The 25,355-nt window shown below is 71.2% G+C and carries 22 protein-coding genes; 10 read left to right on the top strand and 12 right to left on the bottom strand.

The genetic code is table 11. The features are described from left to right. Positions 1-61 precede the first annotated feature (61 nt). From BXY45_RS03220 to BXY45_RS03210, 3 genes are all read right to left on the bottom strand, one after another. Positions 62-364, bottom strand: a complete 303-nt coding sequence (locus BXY45_RS03220) for a DUF1540 domain-containing protein (RefSeq protein ID WP_109772856.1) — start codon at positions 362-364, stop codon at positions 62-64. Positions 365-504: 140 nt separating this feature from the next. Next, positions 505-2,292: a DEAD/DEAH box helicase gene (locus BXY45_RS03215; RefSeq protein ID WP_211319181.1), complete on the bottom strand. Its 1,788-nt coding sequence runs from the start codon at positions 2,290-2,292 to the stop codon at positions 505-507. 309 nt (positions 2,293-2,601) lie between these two features. Then, positions 2,602-4,149, bottom strand: coding sequence for a DNA polymerase IV (locus BXY45_RS03210; RefSeq protein WP_211319200.1), 1,548 nt, complete (start codon positions 4,147-4,149; stop codon positions 2,602-2,604). Positions 4,150-4,315: 166 nt separating this feature from the next. Between BXY45_RS03210 and BXY45_RS24460 the strand changes: the two genes are divergently transcribed. Continuing rightward, positions 4,316-4,942, top strand: a complete 627-nt coding sequence (locus tag BXY45_RS24460; protein WP_109772855.1) for a LysM peptidoglycan-binding domain-containing protein — start codon at positions 4,316-4,318, stop codon at positions 4,940-4,942. A gap of 107 nt (positions 4,943-5,049) precedes the next feature. Further along, positions 5,050-5,697 (top strand): LysM peptidoglycan-binding domain-containing protein, encoded by a 648-nt coding sequence (locus BXY45_RS24455; protein ID WP_109772854.1) that lies wholly within the window; start codon positions 5,050-5,052, stop codon positions 5,695-5,697. 41 nt (positions 5,698-5,738) lie between these two features. On the opposite strand, the gene BXY45_RS03195 is transcribed toward BXY45_RS24455, so the two are convergent. Further along, positions 5,739-7,103 carry an aspartate aminotransferase family protein gene (locus BXY45_RS03195; protein WP_109772853.1) on the bottom strand — a complete coding sequence of 455 codons (1,365 nt, stop codon included), beginning with the start codon at positions 7,101-7,103 and terminating at the stop codon, positions 5,739-5,741. Between the two features lie 87 nt (positions 7,104-7,190). On the opposite strand from BXY45_RS03195, the gene BXY45_RS03190 reads away from it, so the two are divergent. The 5 genes from BXY45_RS03190 to BXY45_RS03170 all read left to right on the top strand — a co-directional run bounded on the left by BXY45_RS03190 (position 7,191) and on the right by BXY45_RS03170 (position 12,839). Then, on the top strand, positions 7,191-8,279 hold the full coding sequence (locus tag BXY45_RS03190) for a phosphotransferase enzyme family protein (RefSeq protein WP_109772960.1): 1,089 nt from the start codon (positions 7,191-7,193) through the stop codon (positions 8,277-8,279). Between the two features lie 146 nt (positions 8,280-8,425). Further along, complete coding sequence (locus tag BXY45_RS03185) at positions 8,426-10,024, top strand: methyl-accepting chemotaxis protein (RefSeq protein ID WP_109772852.1); 1,599 nt, start codon at positions 8,426-8,428, stop codon at positions 10,022-10,024. A gap of 79 nt (positions 10,025-10,103) precedes the next feature. Continuing rightward, the gene (locus BXY45_RS03180) at positions 10,104-11,195 is read left to right on the top strand and encodes a substrate-binding domain-containing protein (RefSeq protein WP_109772851.1); all 1,092 of its coding nucleotides are present in this window, start codon (positions 10,104-10,106) and stop codon (positions 11,193-11,195) included. Positions 11,196-11,246: 51 nt separating this feature from the next. Beyond that, positions 11,247-12,038, top strand: coding sequence for a siderophore-interacting protein (locus tag BXY45_RS03175; protein WP_211319179.1), 792 nt, complete (start codon positions 11,247-11,249; stop codon positions 12,036-12,038). Between the two features lie 120 nt (positions 12,039-12,158). Next, entirely contained in the window at positions 12,159-12,839 is a 681-nt protein-coding gene (locus BXY45_RS03170; RefSeq protein ID WP_425468302.1) for a TetR/AcrR family transcriptional regulator, read from the top strand. Here BXY45_RS03170 and BXY45_RS03165 read toward each other — a convergent pair. From BXY45_RS03165 to BXY45_RS03130, 8 genes are all read right to left on the bottom strand, one after another. Then, positions 12,763-13,551, bottom strand: a complete 789-nt coding sequence (locus tag BXY45_RS03165) for a DUF4386 domain-containing protein (protein WP_109772959.1) — start codon at positions 13,549-13,551, stop codon at positions 12,763-12,765. The genes BXY45_RS03170 and BXY45_RS03165 overlap by 77 nt on opposite strands. A 73-nt stretch (positions 13,552-13,624) precedes the next feature. Continuing rightward, positions 13,625-14,995: a replicative DNA helicase gene (dnaB, locus tag BXY45_RS03160; protein ID WP_109772848.1), complete on the bottom strand. Its 1,371-nt coding sequence runs from the start codon at positions 14,993-14,995 to the stop codon at positions 13,625-13,627. 1,040 nt (positions 14,996-16,035) lie between these two features. After that, entirely contained in the window at positions 16,036-16,485 is a 450-nt protein-coding gene (gene rplI, locus BXY45_RS03155; RefSeq protein WP_109772847.1) for a 50S ribosomal protein L9, read from the bottom strand. A gap of 25 nt (positions 16,486-16,510) precedes the next feature. Further along, positions 16,511-16,747 (bottom strand): 30S ribosomal protein S18, encoded by a 237-nt coding sequence (gene rpsR, locus BXY45_RS03150; protein ID WP_109772846.1) that lies wholly within the window; start codon positions 16,745-16,747, stop codon positions 16,511-16,513. An 85-nt stretch (positions 16,748-16,832) separates the two neighbouring features. Next, on the bottom strand, positions 16,833-17,426 hold the full coding sequence (locus BXY45_RS03145) for a single-stranded DNA-binding protein (RefSeq protein WP_109772845.1): 594 nt from the start codon (positions 17,424-17,426) through the stop codon (positions 16,833-16,835). 83 nt (positions 17,427-17,509) lie between these two features. Continuing rightward, positions 17,510-17,800: a 30S ribosomal protein S6 gene (rpsF, locus tag BXY45_RS03140; RefSeq protein ID WP_109772844.1), complete on the bottom strand. Its 291-nt coding sequence runs from the start codon at positions 17,798-17,800 to the stop codon at positions 17,510-17,512. Between the two features lie 99 nt (positions 17,801-17,899). Beyond that, the gene (locus BXY45_RS03135) at positions 17,900-19,333 is read right to left on the bottom strand and encodes a glycosyltransferase 87 family protein (protein WP_170131292.1); all 1,434 of its coding nucleotides are present in this window, start codon (positions 19,331-19,333) and stop codon (positions 17,900-17,902) included. A 33-nt stretch (positions 19,334-19,366) separates the two neighbouring features. Then, positions 19,367-21,769 carry a transglycosylase domain-containing protein gene (locus tag BXY45_RS03130; protein WP_146211061.1) on the bottom strand — a complete coding sequence of 801 codons (2,403 nt, stop codon included), beginning with the start codon at positions 21,767-21,769 and terminating at the stop codon, positions 19,367-19,369. 248 nt (positions 21,770-22,017) lie between these two features. Between BXY45_RS03130 and BXY45_RS03125 the strand changes: the two genes are divergently transcribed. The 3 genes from BXY45_RS03125 (at position 22,018) to BXY45_RS03115 (ending at position 25,293) form a co-directional block, all read left to right on the top strand. Next, positions 22,018-22,695 carry a PadR family transcriptional regulator gene (locus BXY45_RS03125; RefSeq protein WP_109772958.1) on the top strand — a complete coding sequence of 226 codons (678 nt, stop codon included), beginning with the start codon at positions 22,018-22,020 and terminating at the stop codon, positions 22,693-22,695. A gap of 11 nt (positions 22,696-22,706) precedes the next feature. Next, positions 22,707-23,786, top strand: coding sequence for an inositol-3-phosphate synthase (locus tag BXY45_RS03120; RefSeq protein WP_109772841.1), 1,080 nt, complete (start codon positions 22,707-22,709; stop codon positions 23,784-23,786). Between the two features lie 145 nt (positions 23,787-23,931). Then, positions 23,932-25,293 carry an MFS transporter gene (locus BXY45_RS03115; RefSeq protein WP_211319178.1) on the top strand — a complete coding sequence of 454 codons (1,362 nt, stop codon included), beginning with the start codon at positions 23,932-23,934 and terminating at the stop codon, positions 25,291-25,293. Positions 25,294-25,355 lie beyond the last annotated feature (62 nt).

Here is a 25,355-nt window from a genome sequence, read left to right as displayed (position 1 = left end):
ACCGCCGGCCGCCACCCGAGGTGGCGACCGGCGGTCGTCTGGACGTGAAGCGCCCGTGAGGTCAGGCGGCGGTGAAGGTCAGGCAGGCTGCGGTGTCGGAGCCGCTGGCCCCGGCGCCGACGCGGATCGAGCTCGCGGTGCACTCGAGGTCGGCGTTGAAGGTGCAGTTGCTGCGCGAGCAGGCACCCACCTGGGCCACGACCTTGTCCAGGCCGCCCTTGGTGCCGAGCGGAATGAACGTGCCGCAGTCCGCGGAGCCGTCAGCGGAGCCGACGGTGATCGCGAAGGCGTGGCAGCCATCGTGGTTGTAGGAGCAACCGGCGACGGTGCACTCGGTGACAGGGGGCATCTCGAGCGTGGCCACGGTGACCTCCAGGGTGTTGACGAAGAATTCCGTGCCTTCACCATATCGGCTCGAGATTGACTTCGCCTTATGCAACGCCGCTGGTCAGCGCCCGATCGTGATAAATCACGAGACCCTTTCGATATTCGGTGAGGCTGCCCTCAGCGATATGAGGTGAGCCTTTCCTGGCCGCCGCGACGGCTTCCGCCGCCCGTCCCCGCGGCACCGCGCGAACGCCCGCCGCCACGTCGCGCGCCGCCACCGTTACCGCCGTTAGCGCCGTTGCGGGATGCCCCGGAAGACCGGGGAGCGCCGGAGCGCGCCGGAGCGGCCGGGGGCGCCGGCGGCGCAGGCTCGACGTGCGGGGCCACCTCACCGGTGAGCTCGATCACCACCGGCGACGCCGCCGTGGTGCGCTGGTGCTGCTCGGCGGAGACGCGCGCCTGGCGCATCATCTGCGCCACCTCGCGGGCCTGCTCGGGCAGCACGACGGTCACGACGTCACCGCCGGACCCGGCGCGGGCGGTGCGCCCGGATCGGTGCAGGTAGGCCTTGTGCTCGGTCGGGGGATCGACGTGGACGACGAGCTCGACGTCGTCGACGTGGATGCCGCGGGCCGCGATGTCGGTGGCGACCATGACCTTGACCTCACCGGAGGTGAAGGCGTCGAGGTTTCGCACGCGGGCGTTCTGCGAGAGGTTGCCGTGCAGGTCCACCGCGGGGATCCCAGCGGCGGTCAGCTGCTTGGCCAGCTTCTTCGCCTGGTGCTTGGTCCGCAGGAACAGCACACGACGCCCGGTGCCGGAGGCGAGGTGCTGGACCACGTCGGTCTTGGCGCCTGCGTCGGCCACGTGGAGCGCGTGGTGGGTCATCGCCGGCGGCGGCGCGGCGGCGCTGTCCACGGAGTGCGTCAACGGGTTGACGAGGAACCGCTTGACGATGACGTCCACACCGTTGTCCAGCGTTGCGGAGAACAGCAGGCGCTGGCCACCGCGAGGGGTGGCCTCCAGGAGGCGCTTGACGCCGGGCAGGAAGCCCAGGTCGGCCATGTGGTCGGCCTCGTCCAGGACGGTGACCTCGACGCCGTCCAGCGTCAGCTCGCGCTGACGCAGGAGGTCTTCGAGGCGGCCGGGGCAGGCGATGAGCAGGTCGACACCGGCGGCCAGCGCGCTGACCTGGCGGCCCTGCGGCACGCCGCCGAAGATGACCGTGGTGCGCAGGCCGGCGGCCTCGGCCAGCGGCTCGACGGTCGCGGCGATCTGGGTGGCGAGCTCACGCGTGGGGGCCAGCACAAGACCGCGAGGACGGCGCGGGCTGCGCGGGGCCGGGCCGGCGGCCACCCGGGCCACGAGGGGCAGCGCGAAGGCGATGGTCTTGCCCGACCCGGTGCGACCACGGCCGAGCACGTCGCGCCCGGCAAGGGTGTCCGGCAGCGTGGCGGCCTGGATGGGGAACGGGCTGGTGACGCCGCGCGCCTCGAGCGCCGCGACGAGGGGGGCCGGCACGCCGAGCTCGGCGAAGGAGGCCCCGGTGCCGGCGACCTGCGCCGTTGCGGGGATTGCCGGGGTCGCCGGGATGACGGGAGCCGACGTGGAGGGGGCAGCCGCCGGGGTGGTTGGCACCTGCGCGCTGCGCTGAGCCGGGGGTAGCGAGGTCGCGGCCTGGGCGGACCCCACCGGCGGAGCGCCCGGCGCGAGGGACCCGGGTGCGAGGGACCGGGACGACGTGGCGCGACCCTGAGCGGCGCCGGTGGTGGATCCACCCTGGCCGCCGCCCTGAAAGCCGCCCTGGCCGCCGTTGCCGCGCCCGCGACCGCCGCGGCGACGGCGCGGAGCGCCGCCCTCAGCGCCGCCCTCGCGGGCAGCGCCTCCCGCGGCACGGCCCGGGGAGGCGTGGCCGGGGTTGTGGTGGCCGGGGTTGCTGTGGCCGGGGGTGTTGACAGGCGACATGGTCAGGAGGTTCCTCTCGGGCCCCGGCGCGCGGAGGGGCGCGGCGCGGGCCTGTCCGGCGCGCGTCGCCGGGGTCGTCCCGGGGCGGCACTGGGTGGCGGGCCACCTCTCGCCGGGGCGTCACGCCGGCGCGGCGCGAGAGGTGATCTGGTGGGCGGTCCGGGGAAAGCTGCCAGCTCGGGACTGTCACTCGGAGCTGTGGCTTGGTGCTTCGGACACTGCCGCGCACCCCCAGTGTGCCCCATGATCTGGCTCCCCGGGTATCGGCACGCCACATTCACCTCAGGAATCTCAACAGCCCCAGGCGCATCATCGGCTGCGGCCTGTAGGCGACCGATCGGACCACGTCACCCACTCCGGTGGGTCGGTGGGGGCCAGATCGGGGTCGTCGACGGCGAAGGTCCGCACCCGCCCGACACCGGTGTGCGGCCCCTCGAAGCGGACCGTCACTCTGCCGACGCCGGATCCCTGTACCCACCCCATGCCGTGATCCACGTGGACCACGTCCTGTCCGGGGATCCAGGTGACCGCCGTGCGTCCCGGGCGCTCGAGGACCTCCGGGTGCTCTGCGGGAGGCGGGGGAGGTGGCGGCACGTCGCCGCCGTCGTCGTCATCGTCCCTGCCCTCGTGCTCGTGACCGCTGTGGTCGCCCTCCGCGGCGCGGACGAGCGGTGCGTCGAGCTCGGCGAGCAGGTCACCCTGGATCGGCTCCTCGAGCCCGTCCAGAGCACCGACCAGCCCCGAGACACCCACGCCGAGCAGCCGCAGCCCGCCAGTGGCGTCGATGGCCGCGAGCAGGGGGGTGGCGGCGGCGACGATCTCCTCCGCGGTCGCCACACCTCCACTGCCCGCACCTCCACTGCCTGGGCCGGTGGTGGCCGATCGGGCGAGGGTGGAGAAGTCGTAGCGGCGGGCCTTGACGGTCACCGTCCGGCCCCGCAACCCCGAGGCCAGCAATCGGTCGGCCACTCGAGCCGCCATACGCGCCAGCTCCGCTGCGAGCACGCCCCTGTCGACGACGTCGGTGGTGAACGTCTCCTCGGCACTCACGGACTTCGCCTCGCGCTCGGGTACCACCGGTCGCGGATCCAGTCCGAGGGCGGCGGCGTGCAGGGCGGTGCCCGAGGCCCGTCCCAGCAGCGAGACCAGCTCGCGCTCGTCGGTGGCCGCCAGCTGCCCCACCGTGCTCACCCCGAGCGTCGCCAGGCGTGCCTCGGTGGCGGGTCCCACCCCGGGCAGCGCGCGCACGCCCAACGGCGCCAGCACGGTGCGCTCCGCACCCGCGGGCACCACGAGCAGCGCGTCGGGTTTGCGCAGGTCGGAGGCGATCTTGGCCACGAGCTTGCTCGTGCCCACCCCCACCGACGCCGTGAGCCCCACCTCGATGCGGACGCGCTCACGGAAGGCGGCCGCCGCGGCGAGCACCGCCTCGTCGTCGGGACCGGAAGACGACGCCGTCAGCTCGACGTACGCCTCGTCGAGCGAGAGCGGCTCCAGCAGGCCCGGCGGCCCGGCGAGCTCGGCCAGGAGCGCCATGACCCGCGCGGACGCGGCGCGGTAGGCGGCGAAGCGCGGGTGCAGGTAGGCGGCCCAGGGGCAGGCCCGTCGGGCTGCCGCCGTGGGCATCGCTGACCCGACACCGAAGGCCCGGGCCTCGTAGGAGGCGGTGGCCACCACCCCGCGCCAGGCGGTGCCCCCGACGACGACGGGCTTGCCTCGCAGCGACGGCTTGTCGCGCTGCTCCACGGACGCGTAGAAGGCGTCGAGGTCGACGTGCAGCACCGTCCGCGGAACCGCGCCAGCCTCGCCGGGAGAGCTTGTGTGCGGATCGGTGCGCGCTGGGCCATCCGGGGGCACCTCATGACGGTACGGCGTGGCAGATGGCGGCGCGTCATCCACAAGTTCACCCAAAAGCCCCCAGGCGCGGACAGCCCGTCCGTAGGTTGTGGGTGAACGCCCGGTCGAGCAGGAGCTCGCCGGACCCCGAGGACCGTCGGCACCAGCGTCGACACGGAGGTCACCTGTGAGCCGTACCGCCCGCCACCGCGCGCAGCCCGAGCCCAGCCGACTGACCCGCACGGCGGTCGGCGTGGCAGCCACGGCGGCCGTGGCTGTGGTGCCGGTGGTCGCTGCTGCTGCGCCGGCCTCCGCTGCCTCGGGTGCCACGTGGGACCGTCTGGCGCAGTGCGAGAGCACGGGCGACTGGGGCATCAACACCGGCAACGGCTACTACGGCGGCCTGCAGTTCTCCGCCGGCACCTGGAAGGGGTTCGGTGGAGGCCAGTACGCCTCCCGCGCCGACCTGGCCAGCCGCGAGCAGCAGATTGCCATCGCCGAGAAGGTGCTCGACACCCAGGGGTGGGGCGCTTGGCCGGCGTGCTCGCGCAAGCTGGGCCTGGGCGCCGCGGACAAGGCCGGCTCAGCCGGGGCCGCACCCTCGACGGAGGACGTCGCCGCGCAGCGCACCCCGTCGGTGTCCCGCTCCGCTGACCGCGCCGCAAGCGGTACGTACACGGTCGCGCCGGGTGACACGCTCGGCAAGATCGCCGCGGCCCAGGGCACCACCTGGCAGGCGATCTACTCGGCCAACGCCTCCGTGATCGGGAGCAACCCGCACCGCATCTTCGTCGGACAGGTTCTCTCCATCTGACCTGCGGCGGGAGCACCTCCCACCCATTCGTCACCGGTAGTGACATCAGAGGCCTTTGAAGACCATCTTCGACACTCTCCGTGATGTGTGTCAGCCTGGGCCCCCTGATGACGCAGCAGACACCCGCCCCGGTCCGAAGCACCCGCCGTCGCCTGCTCGCCCTCGCAGCAGCCGCATCCCTGGCCGCAGCGCCTCTGGTCGCCCTGTCGGGCACCGCAGCGCAGGCCGCCTCACCCAGCACCTGGGACCGCCTCGCCGCGTGCGAGAGCACCAGCGACTGGTCGATCAACACCGGCAACGGCTACTACGGAGGCCTGCAGTTCTCCGCCAGTACCTGGCGCGGGTTCGGCGGTGCTCAGTACGCCTCCCGAGCCGACCTCGCCTCCCGCGAGCAGCAGATCGCCGTCGCCGAGAAGGTGCTCGCGGCCCAGGGGTGGGGAGCTTGGCCCTCATGCTCCGCGAAGCTCGGCCTCACCTCAGCCGATGCACGCGACGGCAGCGCCTCGGAGGTGACTGCCTCCCGCGAGGCGCCGGCTGCCTCACGCTCCAGCCAGCGCACTGGGTCCGCCGGATCTACCGCATCCGCAGCGAGCACAGCGGGTTCCGGGAACAGCTACACCGTGAAGCCCGGCGACACCCTGTCGCGCATCGCCGCCTCCACGGGCACGACCTGGCAGGCGCTGCACGCCGCCAACGTCGCGGTCATCGGGTCCAACCCCGACCGTCTGAGCGTCGGCACCGTCCTGTCCGTCTGACCTCGTCCGCCCGCTAGCACGGTTTCACCAGCACCGTCGGCTCAACCTGCGGCCCTGCGGGTCAAGCCGACGGCGCGCGCAGCATCGTCCAGGGCCTCGAGCAGCCACGCGGCGTCCGCGCGGCTGAACACCAGCGGCGGACGCAACTTGAGGACGTCGCCGCCGGCACCGCAGACCGAGGTCAGCACGCGGCGCTGCCGCAGCGCCTCGACGACGTCGAGGGCTAGCGCCTTCGACCCGGCGCCGGTCTCCGGGTCGACCACCTCCAGGCCGATGTACAGGCCGGATCCGCGCACCTCGCCCAGGAGGTCCGTGCGGGCGGCCAGCGTGCGCAGGTCGTCCTGGAGAGCGGTGCCGACACGGAGCGCGTTGCCCTGGAGGTCCTCGTCGCGGATGACGTCGAGAACGGCCTGCGCGGCGGCGACGGACACCGGGTTGCCCCCGAAGGTGTTGAAGTAGGGCAGGTGCCCGGCGAAGGACGCCAGCACCTCCGGGCGCGCGAGCAGCCCCGAGACGGGGATGCCGTTGCCCATGGGCTTGCCGGTAGTGATGAGTTCCGGCACCACCCCGTGTCCCGCGAAGCCCCAGAACGCCCGGCCGGTTCGTGCGAAGCCGGGCTGCACCTCGTCGGCGATGAACACCCCGCCGCGAGCGCGCACGGCGTCCACGGCGGGGGCCAGGAAGCCGGCCGGGTCGGGGTAGACGCCGTCGGAGGAGAAGATCGAATCGGCCAGGAGCGCCGCGACGCCGTGACCTGCGGCGGCGAGGTCGTCAGCGGCGGCTGCCACCTTGCTCGCGAACCACACCGCGACGTCGTCGGAGCCCTCTGCGGCAGCCAACCGCGCATCCGGAGCGGGCACGGTGCGGACCCAGGTGCCGATCGGCTGGGCGGTCCCGAGGGCCGGCGAGAGCTGCGAGACGGTGTCGGTGTTGCCGTGGTAGGCCTCGGCGGAGATGATCACGCCGCGCGCACCGGTATGAGCCTGGGCCACGCGGACGGCGAGGTCGTTGGCTTCCGAGCCCGTGCACAGCAGCATGAGCTGGCCGATCTCGTCGGGTGCTGTGGAGAGCAGGTCCTCGGCGTAGTCGAGCACCGCCTCGTGCAGGTACCGGGTGTGGGTGTTGAGCGTGGCCACCTGTTCCTGCACGGCCGCGACGACACGGGGGTGGCAGTGCCCGACGCTGGCCACGTTGTTGTAGACGTCGAGGTAGCGCTCGCCGTCGACGTCGAACAGGTGGCTCCCGATGCCCCGCACGAGGTGCACCGGGTCGCGGTAGAAGAGGCGGTAGGCCGGGCCCAGCAGCTGCGACCGGCGGCGCGTGAGGGCGAGCGTGCGCTCGCTGACTCCCTCGGCGTCCTCAGGGCGGAAGCTGTTGGTGTCCATGATGGTCGAGCGCGTGGGCACGGGCGGAGTCTGCGGCAGCCGAGTTAAGGACCTGTTTCGCCGCCACCTCGGCGGGCATCCGACGGCGAGGCTGACGTGGTGACCGCCATGACAGCCCCGGGCGGGGAGCCTGTTCCCGAGGAAGGCCAGCCGCGTACCGAGGTCTCGCTGCACGCCTTCGACGCGCTGTCGCAGGGAGCGCCCGCTCCGTACTGGCTCCACCGCGGCGTGTGCGCGGCGTGGGGGTTGGAACCGATGCGGGTGGACATGCCGCTCATCACCGTCTCGGAGAACGCCACCTTCCGCCTCGACCTGGACGGACGACCCGTGGGCGTCGTCCGCGTGTCGCAGCCGGGATACGTGGGTGGCCCCGCGGCCATCGCCAGCGAGCTCGCGTGGCTGGGAGCACTGCACTCCCTCGACGAGGTGCGCCTCATCGACCCGGTACTCACGCTGCGGGGCGGGTTCACCGCCGTCGTCAAGGACACCCGCGGCCACGGCTGGGCGTGTGTCTCCACGCGTTTCGTCAACGGCTCGCCGCTGGAAGACCTGGACGACCCCGCCTCCTGCTACCGCACCATCGGCCGCTGGTCCGCCCTCTTCCACGCTCACTCGCGTCAGTGGGAGGCGCCGCACGACTTCGAGCGATTCACGTGGAGCATCCCCGACCTGGTCGGCCCTACGGCCCGCTGGGGCCCGTGGGAGCCCGCCGTCGAGCACCTCGAGGACGAGCTGCTGCTCGGACGCGCCCAGAACCGAGCCCTGGAGCTGCTGGCCGATCTACCCGCCGAGCCGCCCCACTGGGGACTCATCCACGCGGACCTGCGCCCCTCCAACATCATGGCCGACGACGACGGCGCCCTCACCGTCATCGACTTCGACGACTGCGGCTTCGGCTACTACCTCTACGACTTCGCCGCCGCCTTGAGCTTCGTCGAGCACGAGCCCTACGCCCCGGCCATGGCCCAGGCGTGGGTGGCGGGCTACCGGGAGGTGGCCCCGCTGTCGGAGGCAGACCTGCTGCACGCCTGCGCCCTGTCGATGCTGCGACGGGTGCAGATGCTGGGCTGGACCACCGGCCACCGCGCCGACGCCCTGCCGCCGGGCCTGTTCGACGCCCAACTCCCGGGATCACTGGAGTGCGCGCGCCGCTTCCTCGACGATCCGCTGTGGTTGCTGCGCTCGCGCAGCCAGTGACCAGGGGATTGACCGGAGCGGTCATCGAACCCCGTGGAGGCACCCCCTTGGGGGGACCTTCACTCGTCATCGCTTCAGTGGAGCGCTGAGGGGCCGATCTGGGACACATCGGTGTGAGACGCACACCGGCCCGTCCGGAGGTCCTCGTGCCCCTCAGCGCCCTGAAGCGCCGTCGCTTCACCATCAAGGCCAAGCTCACGCTGCTGGCCGGCACCGGCGCCGTCCTTGTCGCCGCGCTGTCGGGCTCCGCCGTAGCCACCCTCGGTTCTGTCTCCGCGAGCAGCACGCACGCGCTCGAGCTGAGCGGGGCCGACGCGCGGATGACGGCGCTCGCGGAGCGCATCGAGCAGGCGCAGGTATCACTGCGTGACGCGCTCCTGTCCGGCGGCGGCACCAACGCGGACGCCGCCATGGCCGCGTTCACGACAGCGCAGAAGGCTTCCGCTGACGACTGGAAGGCCCTCGACACCAGCATCCTCTCGACGCGGACGCGCAACGCCGTCACGCCGCTCAAGACGGACTACGAGGCGTACATGGCCAGCGCGCAGGAGCAGATGGCCGTGCTCCCCAAGGTCGACCCCCGCAGCGACCTGGGCCGGTCCATGCTGGGCCAGCTCGCCGCCTCCGCCGCTGCGATCACGCTGCAGCAGAAGGTGGTCGGTGACCTCATCGACGCCGAGGCGCACCAGGCCCGCGCCCAGGCCGAAGAGATCCGCTCCCGGGCCGTCATGGGGCTGTGCGTGGGTGGCCTGGTCGGCCTGATCGTGCTCATCGTCGCCAACGTGTGGGTCGGCCGCTCCGTCCTCGTGCCGGTGCGCCGCATGGTCTCCTCCCTGCAGCAGGTCGAGAAGCGCAACCTGACCGCCGAGGTCGACGAACACGACCGTGACGAGATCGGTGACATGGGCCGGGCCCTCGGCGCCGCGCTGCGCTCCCTGCGCGGCACCATCGCCTCCCTCTCGCAGTCAGCCTCGACACTGGCCGAGGCCTCCCAGGGCATGGACCACGTGGCCGTCGACCTCACGACGGCGTCAGAAGCGTCAGTTGCCCAGACCAGCGTCGTCGCGGGTTCGGCACAGCAGGTCTCGATCGCCGCGTCCACCATCAGCGCCGCCACGGAGGAGATGACGGCCTCCATCGCCGAGATCTCCCAGCAAGCCAGCTCGGTCTCCCAGGTCGCCTCCGGTGCCGTCACCGCTGCCGCCGAGACCTCCCAGGCCGTGGCCGACCTCGACACCGCGAGCACCGAGATCGGCGAGATCATCCAGACGATCACCACGATCGCCGCTCAGACCAACCTCCTCGCGCTCAACGCCACCATCGAGGCCGCACGCGCCGGTGAAGCCGGTCGCGGCTTCGCGGTGGTCGCCAGCGAGGTCAAGGACCTCGCGCAGGGCACCGCCCGCGCCACCGAGGACATCACCGCCAAGATCGACGCCATCCAGAAGACCACCGCGCTCGCGGTGGAGCGGATCGCCGAGATCAGCTCGGTGATCGGCACCATCCACGAGAAGCAGCTCACCATCTCCTCAGCCGTGGAGGAGCAGTCCGCGACGACGGCGGAGATGGCCCGCAACGTCACGGACATCTCGTCGCAGTCGACGAGCATCGCGCAGGCCATCGCGGCCGTCGTCGAGACGAGCAACCAGACGAAGGGCGCGGCGTCCACCGCCAGCTCGTCGTCCCGGGAGCTGTCGGAGCTGTCCGTCTCCATGCGCGACAACCTGGCCCAGTTCCGGTACTGAGCCGCACGTGATCCGCGCCGCCGATCAGCGTCTGATCGCCGCCCCCACACTTCCCCCGACGTCCCGGAGCTGAGCAGCCATGACCGCCTCCACCACCCCTGACCCCTCGTCCACCTCAACCGGCACCGTGCGCCCCACCCGCGCCCGGCTCGTCGCCGCGGCCCTCGCGGGCGCCGCACTGTTCGCAAGCGCGGGCTGCGGTGCCGCATCCAGTGACGCCGCGTCGTCCGACAAGCCCGTGGTGGGCATCATCGTGAAGTCCGCTGACAGCGGCTACTTCAAGGCGCTGCGCGCCGGCGCCGAGCAGGAGGGCAAGGCCCTCGGGGTCGACGTGCGCTCCTACGCCGGTAAGGGCGAGACCGACACCGCCACCCAGATCGATGCCATCAAGAAGCTCATCGCGGCCGACGCCAAGGGCATCCTCATCACCCCGTCTGGGGCCGATGTGCTGCCGGCCATCGCCGAGGCCCGCAAGGCCGGGCTGCTCGTCGTCGCGCTCGATTCGCCCACGGACCCGGCGGACGCCGTCGACACGACCTTCGCCACGGACAACTTCACCGCGGGCCGCTCGATCGGTCAGTGGGCCGCGACGAAGGTCGACCCGGCGACGGCGCGGATCGCCATGCTCGACCTCACCCCCGCCCACGTCCCGGTGGACGTCGCCCGTGACCAGGGGTTCCTGACGGGCTTCGGCATCGACCTCGCTGACCCCAAGGTCATCGGTGACGAGTCCGACCCGCGCATCGTCGGGCACGAGACCACCAACGGGGACAAGGAGGGCGGCCAGGCCGCCATGGAGAAGCTGCTCGCCAAGGACCCGGCGATCAACCTCGTGTACACGATCAACGAGGGTTCCGCGCTGGGCGCTCACACCGCGCTCGTCGCAGCGGGCCGGGCGGACAAGGTCGTCGTCGTCTCCATCGACGGCGGCTGCGAGGGCATCAAAGCCACCGCTGACGGGGCGATCGGCGCGACGGCGATGCAGTTCCCGCTGCGGATGGCGCGCCTGGGCATCGACGCCGTCATCGACCACGCCCTGACGGGCGACGTGCCGCAGTCCTCCCCGGGGCTGGCGTTCTTCAACACGGGGTCCCAGCTGGTCACTGACAAGCCCGCGGACGGCCTCTACAGCAAGGGCACCGACTGGGCCTCGAAGCAGTGCTGGGGCTGAACTAAGGGTAACCTAAATTCCGTCTAGCATGGCGGGATGCATGGTGAAGTGGTGCGAGTCGAGCGTCTGACGCCGACGCTGGTGCGCGTCGTCCTCGATGGGCCGGGCCTTGACGGGTTCCGGCCCGCCGAGGGCACCGACGCCTACGTCAACATCGCGATCCCCGCGCCGGGCGCCGCCTACGGCCCGGTGTTCGACCCCCAGGCGCTGCGTGAGGCGGGCCTCCCGCGCGAGCAGATGCCGGCGCGGCGGCGGTACACGGTGCGCTCGTGGGACGACGACGCCCGCCAGCTCGCGATCGACTTCGTCGTCCACGGGACCTCGGGCGTCGCGGGGCCGTGGGCAGCGGCGGCTCAGCCCGGCGACGTGCTCGTCTTCGAGGGACCTGCCTCCGGGTACCGGCCAGATCCCGAGGCCGCCTGGCACGTCATGCTCGGTGACGAGTCGGCTCTGCCGGCCATCGCTGCCTCTCTGGAGGTGCTTCCGGACGACGCATCCGTGGTGGTGCGGCTCGTGTGCGACGGCCCGGAGCACGAGGTGCCGCTGGTCGCGCCCGACGGCGCCGACGTCGCGTGGCTCCACCGCACCGGCGACGCGGCCCATGACGGCGCGCTGCTGGTGGAGGCGACACGGGCGCTGACCTGGCGCGACGGCGTCGTCCACGCTTTTGTGCACGGCGAGGCCGAGGAGATCCGCGCGGTGCGCCGCCACCTGCTCGCCGAGCGCGGCCTGGAGCGGTCGGCGATGTCGTGCTCGCCGTACTGGCGGCGCACCATGACCGACGAGGCGTGGCGCGAGGTGAAGCGCGACTTCGTCGCGGCGATGAACGCTGACGTGGCCTGACACTCTTCCGACGTCGGCGCGAGCGGCGAGGATGCAGCGGTGCACTCCGCGTCGTCCGAGCGTTCTGAGTCGTCCGAGCCGTCTGACTCACCGGACCCGCCTGACCGCGCCCGCACACCGCTGACGCGCGAGCGAGCCCTCTCTGCAGCCACGGCGCTGGCTGACGCCGAGGGCACGGACGCCGTCACGATGCGTCGGTTGGCGGGCGAGCTCGACGTCGTCCCCATGGCTCTCTACCGGCACGTGGCCGGCAAGGACGACCTGATGGCCGGCCTCGTCGACGCCATGATTTCCCGCTTTGCGGCTCCCGCACCGGGCCTGCCGTGGAAGGAGGCGGTCCGCTCACATGCGCTGTCGGCGCGTGCCGTGCTGCAGCAGCATCCGTGGCTGCGCCGCCTCATCGAGACGAGCACGGTGCGCAGCCCGGCGGTGCTGTCCCATCTGGACCGCGTGGCGGGCGCGTTCATGGCAGGAGGCGTCTCCGCAGACCTCACCCACCATGCGATGCACCTGCTGGGCCATCGCGTGTGGGGTTTCAGCCCTGAGGCGTTCACCGCTCCACCTCCGTCGGTGTCGGGGGGGCTGCCGGAGCCTGCGGCTGCGCCCTCGGCGGCAGAGGTTGCGGCCTTCAGCGCCCAGTACCCGCACATCGTCGCGATCGCCCTGGCCGCAACCGGCGGCGATCTGACCACCGTGGGGCAGGGCTGCGACGAGGACTTCGAGTTCAGCTTCGCACTGGACCTCGTGCTCGACGCCGTCGAGCGGCTCCACGAGGCAGGGTGGCCCTCGCGCCGCTCCTGAGGCCTCGGGCGCGAGGGGCGCCGTCGACGATGGTGTCAACGGTGGGCAGGTGCAGCCCGCGCACCAGCATCCACAGGCCCAGGGAGAGCTCCCAGAGGAAGATCGGGACGACGGCGACAGCGGCCAGCGAGGACGTCTGGCCGGTGACCCCGAAGAGGGTGCCTGTCGCTGAGGCGAGCAGCAGCGGTGCACCGACGAGCCCCGCCGCAGGGATGATCCGCGGAAGCGCCCGCGCGGCCAGGAGGGCTGAGCCGAGCAGGACGGCGTTGAGGGCGGGTATGAGTCCCGGCCCGAGCAGGAACGTTGCATCCCGAACGGCGATGAGGCCCGCGGCGGCAGCTTGCGCCGCTGTCTCGTCGAGACCTCGCGCGGCCACCTGTTGCCGCAGGGCCAGCACGCCAAGTACGCAGGCCACCCCGGTGAGCACCACAGCCGCTTCGAGAACGCGTGAGGCCACGAAGCCCACGGCACGCCCTGGGGCCCAGGTGCTGACCAGCGGGTAGAGGGCGACGGCGGTGCCGATGCAGGCCAGGGCATTGACGACGTCGAGAGCAGCGCCCGCGGTGACACGGGCATCGGCGTCAGCGCCGGTGACATAGGCGCCTCCTCCCGCCAGAACCGGACCCAGGAGCAGGAGGGCGGGGATCGAGGAGGCGAAGGTGACGAGGTAGAGCGCGCCTGCGGTGCGCGCCCTCAGCTGGTGGTGTGGCATGGACGTCTCCTCGAGCAGCGGTGTGTACGTCGTACACAGCTTGCCGTGTACGACGTACACACCACAAGGGGCGTCAGCCGGTAGCCATGTCCACGAAGCGCGAGTAGTGCCCCTGAAAGGCGACGACGATCGTGTCCGTCGGGCCGTTGCGATGCTTGGCCACGATGAGGTCAGCCTCGCCCGCGCGAGGGCTTTCCTTCTCGTACGCGTCCTCACGGTGCAGCAGGATCACCATGTCGGCGTCCTGCTCGATGGAGCCCGACTCACGCAGGTCACTCATCGCGGGGCGCTTGTCCGTGCGCTGCTCCGGGCCACGATTCAGCTGCGAGATGGCGATGACGGGCACCTCGAGCTCCTTGGCGAGCAGCTTCAGCGCACGGGAGAACTCCGAGACCTCCTGCTGGCGACTCTCGACCTTCTTGCCCGACGTCATGAGCTGCAGATAGTCGATGACGACGAGCTTGAGCCCGTGCTGCTGTTTGAGCCGCCGGCATTTCGCTCGGATCTCCATGAGCGTCATGTTGGGGCTGTCATCGATGAACAGCGGCGCCTCGCTGACCGCACCCATGGTGCGGGCCAAGCGGGTCCAGTCCTCCTCGCGCATAGTGCCCTTGCGCATGTTCTGCAGGGGGACCTTCGCCTCAGCGGACAGCAGACGCATGGTGATCTCGGTCTTTCCCATTTCCAGGGAGAAGACCACGGCTGGCATGTTGTGCTTGATCGCCGCCGACCTGAGAATATCTAGGCCAATTGTAGATTTACCTATTGCTGGCCTTGCGGCAATAACAATCATCTGGCCGCCATGCAGACCATTGGTGAGCGCGTCGAGATCGGCGAATCCCGTGGGGACGCCGATCATCCCGTCACCGCGATGGCTGGACGCTTCGATCTCGTCGATCGTCGCTTCGATGGTGGATCCGAGCGCCACGTAGTCCTCGGTCTGGCGCTGGTCGGTGACCGCGTAGACCTCCGCCTGGGCGGTGTTGACGAGCGCGTCGACGTCGCCGCCTTCCGCGGCGTAGCCGAGCTGCACGATGCGCGTGCCGGCGTTCACGAGGCGCCGCAGGACGGCCCGCTCGCGCACGATGCGGGCGTAGTAGCCGGCATTCGCCGCCGTCGGCACCGAGGAGATCAGGGTGTGCAGATAGCCGGGGCCACCAACGCGCCCGATCTCGCCCTTACGGGTGAGGGTCGCGGCGACGGTGATGGCGTCGGCCGGCTCACCGCGACCGTACAGGTCCATGATCGCGTCGTAGATGAGCTCGTGCGCGGGACGGTAGAAGTCCGTGCCGCGGATCTGCTCGACGACGTCGGCGATGGCGTCCTTGCTGAGCATCATGCCGCCCAGCACGCTCATCTCGGCGGCTACGTCCTGCGGGGGTGTACGCCCCAGTTCCTCCGACGGCCCTGAGGACTCGTACGGCTCCAGGTCAGCAAGCGACATCCGTGTTCGCCCTCCGCCCTCTCCGAGCGGTCTCCCGCTCACCCGTCGTCTCGAGGTCGCGATACCGCCCCGAGCCCTGCTGGCACATCTACTCACCCACCACCGACAGTCCGTGGCCGGCGGCGGAGCGGGGTGACGGGCCGGAGGGCTCGCCGCCTGCTGCCGCGGACTCGGTGGCAGGACGACGGTAGGCGCCCGGAAGGCTCCCCGGAGGCTCTGCGCGCCCCTCGGCGCGGCGACCCTGTGGACAACGCGCATGGGCAGCGCTGCCACCTGCGGCGCAGGCATCCACAGTTATCCACAAGTTGTGGATAGACCTGTGCACAACTGTGGATAACTGTCTGTTGATCATGGGCGGACGGCGCGTGAGCTGCGCCGATGGTTGTCCACCGGATGTGGACGGAGAATCGTCCACAGGGTGAACTCCAGGTTGCGGCGTGTCGCATCATCGGCGTGTCGCGCGAGACGCGCCGGTGGTGACGCAGCGCTGACGTCCCTGTCCACAGCGTTGCTGTAGGTCATGACGACGACGAAACCCACCGCCGCCAGTCAGTCACCGCAGCGCCGCGATCGGCGATCGATCACTCGAAAATGCCTCACCCCAACCGCAGGAGTCGTCGCCCCACCCCCTCAGTGACGATCACTCGAAATTGACCGCCTCCGTAGACCGAACGGAGTCGGGCGGTCACTTTCGGTACCCGAGACGGCCCCCGGCCAGAGTCGTTCAAGGACCTGCGCGTCACAACAGCCCGTGACCTGGGCGGTTATCGCGGCAATGGGTTGCAGATCTTGGCGATCGATCGGGATTTCCCGCACGGGGAGCCGATCGATCGCCAAGAACTGCGCGCCGCGGGGCCGTTCGCCCCGGCTCCCCGGGCGGAACGTGACGCTCACGTCCGTGGTCGAGGTAAGGGGCGTCGCCGTAGACGGTGGTGGCGAACGCCCCATGATCACGAAAGCAATCCGCGGGGAACGCACGAACGCCCGCCCCGCGTGAGCGGGACGGGCGTCCGTGGAGTGCAGCAGCGGCTGCCGGGGGCTCAGGCCTCCGGGACGACCTGCACGTCGATCGAGGCGGACACCTCGGGGTGCAGACGGACCTGCACGGTGTACTCGCCGGTGGAGCGGATGGCGTTGCCGATCTCGACCTTGCGGTGGTCGATCGACGTGCCGGTGGCGTCCTTGACGGCGCTGGCGACCAGCGACGGCGTCACGGAGCCGAACAGGCGCCCACCGGTACCGGTGCGGACCTGCAGCTTCACCGGGTTGGACTCCAGGCGCTGCTTGACGACCTTGGCCTCGTCGAGGGAGGCCAGCTCGCGGCTGGCGCGGGCCGCGCGGATCGACGCGACCTGCTTCTCGCCGCCCTTGGTCCAGCCGGTGGCCAGGCCGCGGGGCACGAGGTAGTTACGGGCGTAGCCGTCCTTGACGTCGACGACGTCGCCGGGGGCACCGAGTCCGGTGACCTCCTGCGTGAGGATGAGCTTCATCTCTCGATCTCCTCTGTCAGCCGGATCAGCGCGGCGAGCTGGTGTAGGGCAGCAGGGCCATCTCGCGCGCGTTCTTCACGGCGGTGGCGATCTGGCGCTGCTCCTGGACGGACACACCGGTCACGCGGCGGGCGCGGATCTTGCCGCGGTCGGAGATGAACTTCCGCAGCAGCGCGGTGTCCTTGTAGTCGACCGTGGTGATCTTCGCCGCCTTGAGCGGGTTGACCTTCTTCTTGGGCTTGCGCACAGCGGGCTTGGCCATCGTGGAGCTCCCTTTCTCGGAGCCCGGCCCCGCTGGCAGGGGCCGGGATGGTGGATGTGGTCTGGGGATCTAGATGAGGCGTCTGTCAGAACGGCGGGTCGTCGTTGAACGAGCCGCCGCCCCAGCTGCCGCCGCCGGAGCTCTGGCCGCCACCACCCGACGGGCCGGTGGCCCACGGGTCGTTGGACTGCTGGCCGCCACCGGAGGAACCGCCGTAGCCGCCACCGCTGGAACCGGAGCTGGAGCCGCCGCCGAAGCCGCTGCCCCCGCCCTGGCCACCGCCACCGAAGCCGCCACCACCGCCGCCGCCGGACCGCTGGGTCTTGTTGACCTTGGCGTTGGCGTAGCGGAGCGACGGGCCGATCTCGTCGACCTGGAGCTCCATGGTGGTGCGCTTCTCGCCCTCCTTGGTCTCGTACGAGCGCGAGACCAGGCGGCCGGTGACGATGACCCGCGTGCCGCGGGTCAGGGACTCGGAGACGTTCTCCGCCGCGTCACGCCAGATGGAGCAGCGCATGAACAGCGTTTCGCCGTCCTTCCACTCGTTGCTCTGGCGGTCGAACTGGCGGGGCGTGGAAGCCACCGTGAAGTTGGCCACGGGGGCCCCAGACGGGGTGAACCGAAGCTCGGGGTCTCCCGTGAGGTTGCCGATGACGGTGATCGTCGTCTCGCCGGCCATGGTGTGCTCCTCAGCAGCTGGTGTGGTGTCGCGTGCGGTCCGCGGTCGGGCGCCGGTCTAGCAGCCAGCGCCGACAGCGGGTCTCAGGCGTTCTCGAGCCGCATGAGCTTGGTGCGCAGCACGGCCTCGTTGAGGTTGAGCTGGCGGTCAAGCTCCTTGGCGGTGGCGGGCACCGTCTTCATGGTCACGACGGCGTAGATGCCCTCGGACTTCTTGTCGATGTCATAGGCCAGGCGACGGCGGCCCCAGATGTCGACGTTCTCGACGGTGCCACCGTCGGCGCGGACGACGTTGAGGAACCTGTCGAGCGACGGGGCGACAGTGCGCTCCTCGAGCTCGGCGTCGAGGATGACCATCAGTTCGTAGGCGCGCATGAGCGGCCCACCTCCTCTGGACTCGGCGGTCACGGTCTTTCCGTGACAGGAGGTGCCACCCCGGAGGGCGGCGGTAGCCCGGGGACCCGGGCCAGCAGATCAGTCTACCGGCTGCGCGGCGGCTGCCCGGACGCCGTCGATGCGCTGCACGCCACCCTCGACGTCGTCGTCCTGCGCCACCGACACCGAGCGGGCCGTCGAGCGCACGCCCTGCACCGTCAACCACCCCAGCGCTGCAAGCCTCACGGCGAGCAGCACGGCGTAGGCGCCCGGAGACAGGCCTCGCCCGTCGGAGGAGCTCAGCGCGTAGAGGTAGAGCCAGGTGCCGGTGGCGTAGGCGCACTCGGTGAGCGCCCAGGGCAGGTGATGGCTCCAGCGAGGCGCGGCGACGGCGGCCAGCGGCAGCACCACGAGCGTCGCCTGCACGGGCACGCTGGGGGAGACCGCCAACCCACCGGCGACGAGCACCAGCGCGACCGCGGCGGTCCTGCGGAGCGGTTCAGCACCGGCGGTCCGCGCTGCGGCAGCCGCGGCGAGCAGGAGGACGACGACGAGGCCCATCGCCGCGAGGGCGGTGACCGCGTCGGCCGGCAGGGCACTCCACGGCAGCTCCGTCCCGTCGGGCAGCTTGCCCGGCAACCCGGGCAGCAGCCACAGGGCGCCATAGCCGGCACCCCCGCCGCCGTCCCACCAGCGCGAGCCGCCCTCCTGCTCGCCGACGCCGATGCTCGCGGCCAGCGTCACGAGTCCACCGGCAAGGACAGCGGCAGCGGTCGCCGCTGCGGCGCCGAGGGCGTCCAGCCCGCCCGGACCCGCGGCGTGCCTCCGAGCGCCGGCACGCGCGCCCGGGTGGTCCCCCAATCCGCGCCCGATGAGGACGACGAGCCACAGGGCGACGACGACGAGCGCCGCCGCGGGCCTGACCCCGGCCGCCAGGCCCACCAGGGCCCCGGCGACGGCGGGGTGCTCGCGCCTGAGCGCCAGCAGCGCGCCAGCGAGCAACGCGACAGCCGCGAGGTCCACCGAGATCACCCCGGCGGTGACGACGACGGGGCTGAGGGCCACGAGGGCCGCCTCCCAACCCGACGCTCCCCGCACACCGGTGCGTGCGAGCACGAGCAGGACAGCCGCCACGGACAGGCAGAGGCCGGCGAGCAGCACCGACAGGTCGAACGCGGCGAGCGGCGTCGTCGTCGCCAGGTCCAGCAGGCGCAGGAGCACCGCTGTGGTCGGCGGTTGCCCCGCGGCGCCGCCCGGTCCCCCGAGGAGGAGAGGGACGTCGGAGTAGCAGGCGTGGACGTACTGGTCCGGCGTCGCCCATCCGGTCTCGCGGCAGTGGGCGCGCGTCAGGGCGGCCAGGGCCACCGGCACAACGGCCGCGAGCGCCAGCAGCGGGGCCGGGCCCCAGAGCCGGCTCCCGCGACCCGAGGCTGGGCTGCCGGTTGTGGAATCGGCGGCGTGGTTACCCCACGGACCGCCCACCACTTCGCTGGCGGCTCGGACGACGGCGTCGCTGTGGCTGGGCGCGGTCACCGCGCGATCGTCCCCCACCGGGACTGGTTCCGGTCAGCCCTGGGTGCGTCCGGCCGGACCGCCGGCCTGACCGCCGGCCGGGGCGCCGGTAGCGCCAGGTCCGGGACGGGCCTGGCCGAGGCGCGCGGCCACCCGGTCGGCGAGCCCCGGAGGCCCGGCCGCCTGGTCGGTCGTGTCGCCCTGGTTCTGCCCCTGGCCGCCCCCCTGGTTGCCGCCCTGGTTCTGTCCCGGGCCGCTCTGGCTCGGGCCGTTGCTCGGGCCGTCGCCGCCGTCGGGGCCGTCGCCGTCGTCGCTGGGGGAGTCGCTCGGGCTGACCGAATCGCTGGGGGAGGCGCTGGCCGTGTCGGTGGGAGTCGCCGAGGGCGTCGGAGACGGCTCGGAGCTGACCTGCTCGGACGGCCTCGCGAACTGCTCGATCTTGGTGCCCTTGAGCGCCTTCTGCATGTAGGAGGTCCAGATCCGCGTGGGGTATGTGGCTCCGGTGACCTCCCTGACGCCGCCCCACCCAGGAATAGACAGCTCCTCCCCGTTCGGACCGCTGTTGTAGAGGACCACGGCCGTCTGCAACTGCGGGGTGAAGCCGTTGAACCACGCCGCCCTGTTCTTGTTGGTGGTTCCGGTCTTGCCGGCGATCGGACGCTTGCCGAAGGCGCTGCCGATACTCGCCGCGGTGCCCCCAGGCTTGGTCACGGCCTGCATGGCGTAGACGGTGTCGGCGACGGCGTCGTCCTTGAACGGCTTCTCCCCCTTGTTGGGATCCGTCCTGACGACGTAGACGTCGCTGTCTCCCACCGTGGCCTGCTGGATGTAGTGCGCGGGGTGCACAGTGCCCCCGTTGGCCAGGGCCGCGTAGGCCTGCGCCATCTGGATCGGCAGCACAGCCGAGCTGCCGAGCACGTTGGCGAGGGCGCTCGTCGAGTTGTCCTCCATGGTGATGCCGAGCTGCTCGGCCGTCTTGGCCGTCGTCCGCGGACCGATCTCCTGGTTGAGGTGCACGTAGACCGTGTTCACGGAGTCGGCAGTGGCCTTGACGAGGTTGATGTTCCCGAACTGCTCATTCGAGAAGTTTGTGGTCGGTGTGTCTCCGAAAGTCTGCGGACTGGATCCGTTGAAGGTGTCCGAGAGCTCGACCTTCTGACCGTCGGTGGTGCCGTTCTGCAGGGCCGCGAGCAGCGTGATCGGCTTGAAGGTGGAACCCGCCTGCGCCATGCCCTGATTGACGGCGTCGAAGGGTTGGGTCAGGTAGTCGGGGCCGCCATACATCGCGACCACGCCGCCGGTGGTCGGGTCGATGGAGATGAGCCCTGCGCGGAGCGTTTCCGGTCGGCCCTTGGCCGGGAACACCTTGGTGTCACCCATGGTCTCCTCGGCAGCCTGCTGTTTGGCGGCGTCGATCGTGGAGACTATCTTGAGTCCGGCGGCAGCAACGTCGTCAGCGGTCTTCAAGGTTCGGTTGATGCCGTCGAGCCCAGTGAAGCTGTATCCCGGAGCAGCGAGCTCCTTGACGATGGCGTTGAGCACGTAGCCGCGGGGTCCCTGGAACCACTTCGGCTTCTCCTGCTTGACCGCCTCCGGCATCGTCGGGTTCGCCGCTACCTCGTCGGCGGAAATGGAGCCCATCTTCTGCATGGCGTCCATGACGTACGAGTACCGCTTCTGCGCGTTCTCGGGGCTGTTCGCCGGGTCCCACGCTGAGGGGGCCGGAAGGATGCCGATGAGCAACGCCGCCTGCTCGTGGGTGAGCTGGGTCGGGTCGACGGTCGGCCCGAAATAGGCCTCCGTCGCGGCAGCGATGCCGTACGCGCCGCGCCCGAAGTAGACGGTGTTGAGGTAGCTCGTGAGGATCTGGTCCTTCTCGTACTGCTGGTCGACCTTGAGCGCCTGGATCGCCTCGGTGGCCTTGCGCGTGTAGGCGCGCTGGTCGTTGCCGGTGATGTTCTTCACGTACTGCTGCGTGATCGTCGAGCCGCCACCGAGGTCGGGGTTGCCGGTGACGACGCCCCAGACGGCCCTGGCGATGCCGGTGACAGAGACGCCCTTGTTCTCGTAGAAGGTGCGGTCCTCCGAGGCAACGGCCGCGTCCTTGGCGGACTTTGGCATCTGCTCCTCGGTGAGCGGCTTCCTGTCGATGCCGTCGTCGTTGAGCTCGGCCATCACCGTGGTGCCGTCGGAGTAGTAGACCGTGGTGGTCGCCTTGAGCGCGTTCGCGTTGAGCGACGGCGTGGGCGTCGTCGCGTACGCGAGGGTGCCCACACCCACCACGATGATCACCAGCAGCAGCAGGCCGCTGAGTACCACCGACCAGGAGAGGAACCGGCGCTTCCGCTTCGCAGGGGGCTGCGCCGGCGGCCGGCCGCCCGCCCCGGGGTTGCGGGGCGGTGCCGTGCGGGCAGCGGGGGCTGAGCGCCGGCTGGGCGCCGGAGGGTGAGAAGGCACCGGGTGCGTCCCTGGAGTCGTGCGGGCACCGGGAGCCTCGTCCTGGGCTCGGTCGGCACCGCGGGTGGAGCGGTCGCGGGTCACCCTCAGTATGCGGCGGTGACCTGGTGCCCCACTGACCTTCGGCCGGACAGGTGGGGCTGGACTCGCGTTCTCTGCACCTGCTCGTTACAGTCCGCAGATGTATCGGTTCGATACATCTGCGCGCTGCGGGCGTGCGGGCGCAGGCAGCCCAGGAGGTCGACACGGTGGCACGGGGATCGGACGCGCTCACCATCGCCGTCCTCGGGCTTCTCGATGACACCCCGCTCCACGGCTACGAACTGCGCAAGCGGATCGACCTGGTCATCGGTCCCCTGAGGCGGCGGATTTCCTTCGGCAGCCTCTACCCCGCGCTGCGCTCCCTGGAGGAGCGCGGCTGGATCACCCAGAGCTCGCCCACCACGGCCACGCCCCCGCTCGCCGGCAAACGCAGCCGCGTTGTCTACCAGCTGACGGACGCCGGTCGCGCACAGCTCCGCTCGCTGCTGGCCAACTCCGGCCCGGCGACGTGGGAGGACGAGCAGTTCGACGTCCACTTCGCCTTCTTCGGCAGCACCGACCCCACCACCCGGCTGCGCATCCTCGAAGGTCGCCGCACCCGCGTGGTGGAGAGGCTGGAGCGCGTCTGCGATGCCCGTGCCAGCACCCGGTCCGACAGCTGGTCGGCCGAGCTGCACCGCCACACCACCGACTCCCTGGAGCGGGAGCTGCGCTGGCTCGACGAGCTCGTCGAGCGGGAGCGCACCTCCGGCCCCGGGTCCGGAGCGCCGCCCAGGCCCCCGGAGACACCGCCGTCCTCCCCTGCCGCACCACCCGGTGCGGGACGTGAGGAGCAGGCCAGCACCACCAGCCAGCCATTCGGCCAGCTGTCGTCCAACCAGTGAGGAGAGAACGGATGGGCTCCATCCGCGTCGCCGTCGTGGGCGTCGGCAACTGCGCCGCGTCCCTGATCCAGGGCGTCGAGTACTACAAGGACGCCGCCGATGACGCGACCGTCCCCGGTCTCATGCACGTCCGCTTCGGTCCGTACCACATCCGCGACATCGAGTTCGTCGCTGCGTTCGACGTGGACGCCAAGAAGGTCGGCTTCGACCTCTCCGAGGCGATCTTCAACTCCGAGAACAACACCATCAAGATCGCCGATGTGCCCCCCATGGGCGTGCCGGTGCAGCGCGGCCACACCCACGACGGTCTCGGCAAGTACTACCGCGAGACCATCCAGGAGTCGGACGCGAAGCCGGTCGACGTGGTGCAGGCCCTCAAGGACGCCCGCGTCGACGTCCTCGTCTGCTACTTGCCCGTGGGTTCCGAGGAGGCCGCGGAGTTCTACGCGCAGTGCGCCCTCGACGCCAAGGTGGCGTTCGTCAACGCCCTGCCGGTGTTCATCGCCTCCGACCCGGAGTGGGCGCAAAAGTTCACCGACGCCGGTGTGCCGATCGTCGGTGACGACATCAAGTCCCAGATCGGCGCCACCATCACGCACCGCGCCCTGATGCGCCTCTTCGAGGACCGCGGCGTCATCGTCGACCGGACGTACCAGCTCAACGTCGGCGGCAACATGGACTTCAAGAACATGCTCGAGCGCGACCGTCTCGAGTCGAAGAAGATCTCCAAGACGCAGGCCGTGACGAGCAACGTCGACCACGACCTCGGCAAGCGCAACGTCCACATCGGCCCCAGCGACTATGTCGAGTGGCTCGACGACCGCAAGTGGGCGTACGTGCGCATGGAGGCTCGCAACTTCGGCGACGTGCCGCTGAACATGGAGTACAAGCTCGAGGTCTGGGACTCCCCGAACTCGGCCGGCGTCATCATCGACGCGCTCCGCGCCGCCAAGATCGGCCTCGACCGTGGCATCGGCGGCCCACTGACGTCGCCGTCGTCGTACTTCATGAAGTCGCCGCCGGTGCAGAAGCGCGACGACAAGGCCAAGGACGACGTCGAGGCGTTCATCGCCGGCACCAACGAGCGCTGACGCGCAGCAGCTGATCGCCACCTGACAGCACAGCGACGGCCCGGATCCCCGTGGGGGTCCGGGCCGTCGTTGTTCGACGTGGAACCTGCGGCCCGTCGTCGATTCACCGGACACCAGGGGTGGGGGATCGGCCAGGCTTGGACGCATGAGCGCCGACTCGTTCTCCGTGGGACGTCCGGATCGGCAGCCGTCCGGTGCTGCGACGTCCGGGCTGCTGGCCGGCGCCGCTGCCGTGGCTCGCGCGCCGGGTGCGCGACGGCTCGTCGCGGTGCGTCTGCTGGGGCAGGCGGGCGACGGCGTGCTGCAGGCGGCGCTCGCGTCCTTCGTGCTGCTCTCCCCCGAGCGCGCTGCCTCGCCGGCCGCCATCGCCGGCGCGATGGCGGTGCTGCTGCTGCCGTTCACGATCGTCGGGCCGTGGGCGGCCGCGGTGCTCGACAGGTTCCGGCGCCGTCAGGTTCTCGTGGTGGCGTCGGCGGCTCGCGCCGTACTCGCCCTGGGGGCGGCGATCGCCGTCCTGATCGGTCCCCCCGTAGCCGTGCTCGTGGTGGCACTGGGCTACCTGTCCGTGAACCGGCTCCTCCTCGCAGCGCTCTCGGCGTCGCTGCCGCGTGTGCTGCCCGCACGTGACCTGGTGGCCGCCAACGCCGTCGTGCCCACCGCCGGCAGCGCCACGGCGCTCGCCGCCGGGGCCTTGGCCCTGGCAGTCCACCCAGCGCTCGGGCTGGGTGACGTCGGAGACGCGCGGCTGCTGATCGGCACCGTGGTGCTGTGCGCTGCCGCGGGAGCGGTGGCGCTGCGCATCGGTCGAGACGAGCTCGGCCCGGGCGCCGACGACGTGGCCCAGCACACCCGGCCCGAGCGAGACTTGGTCGGCGCGCTGCGGCACCTCCGCGAGCGCCGCACCGCGGCGCGGGCGCTGTTGCTCATCGGAGCTCACCGGCTCGGATACGGGGTCGCGCTGGTGCTGTCGCTGCTCTACGCGCGGACGGCGGTGAGCGACGGGTCCCCCGCCGCGGCCGCGGGTTCCACGGGGAGCACGTCGGGACTGCTCGCGGCAACAGCTCTCGTCGGGGCAGTGACGCTGGCTTCCGGGCTGGGCTTTGCGCTGGCCGCTGCCCTCACGCCCGTGGCGGCGAAGCGCCTGGGGGCTCAGCGATGGGCTCACCTCGCCGCCGCAGCATCCGCTGCCGCGCCCCTGGCTCTCGTGGGGGCGCCCGGTCCGACCTCGCTCGTGGTGGTCGCCGGTCTGCTGGGCCTGACGGCGCAGAGCCTCAAGATCTCCGTCGACACTCTCGTGCAGACCGGTGTCGACGACGGGTTCCGCGGTCGCGTCTTCGTCCTCTACGACGTGCTGACCAATGCGGCCACGGTCGCCGCGGCCGGTCTCACCACGCTGGTGCTGCCGGACGACGGATACTCAGCGCCGGTTCTGGTGGCCCTCGCCGTGTGGTGGGTGGCGGTGGCGGCGCTCAGCGCAGCATCGGTGCGCCGCACGTCGTCGTCCTGAGCTGCGCCCCACCGACGACGACCGACGCACCTCTGGCGTTCCACGGGGAACACGACGCCCGT

This window comes from Quadrisphaera granulorum (genome assembly GCF_003149145.1).
Classification (GTDB): Bacteria; Actinomycetota; Actinomycetes; order Actinomycetales; family Quadrisphaeraceae; genus Quadrisphaera; species Quadrisphaera granulorum.
Note: the sequence above shows the minus strand (reverse complement) of the source record. Positions and strands in the feature narration are given on the sequence as shown.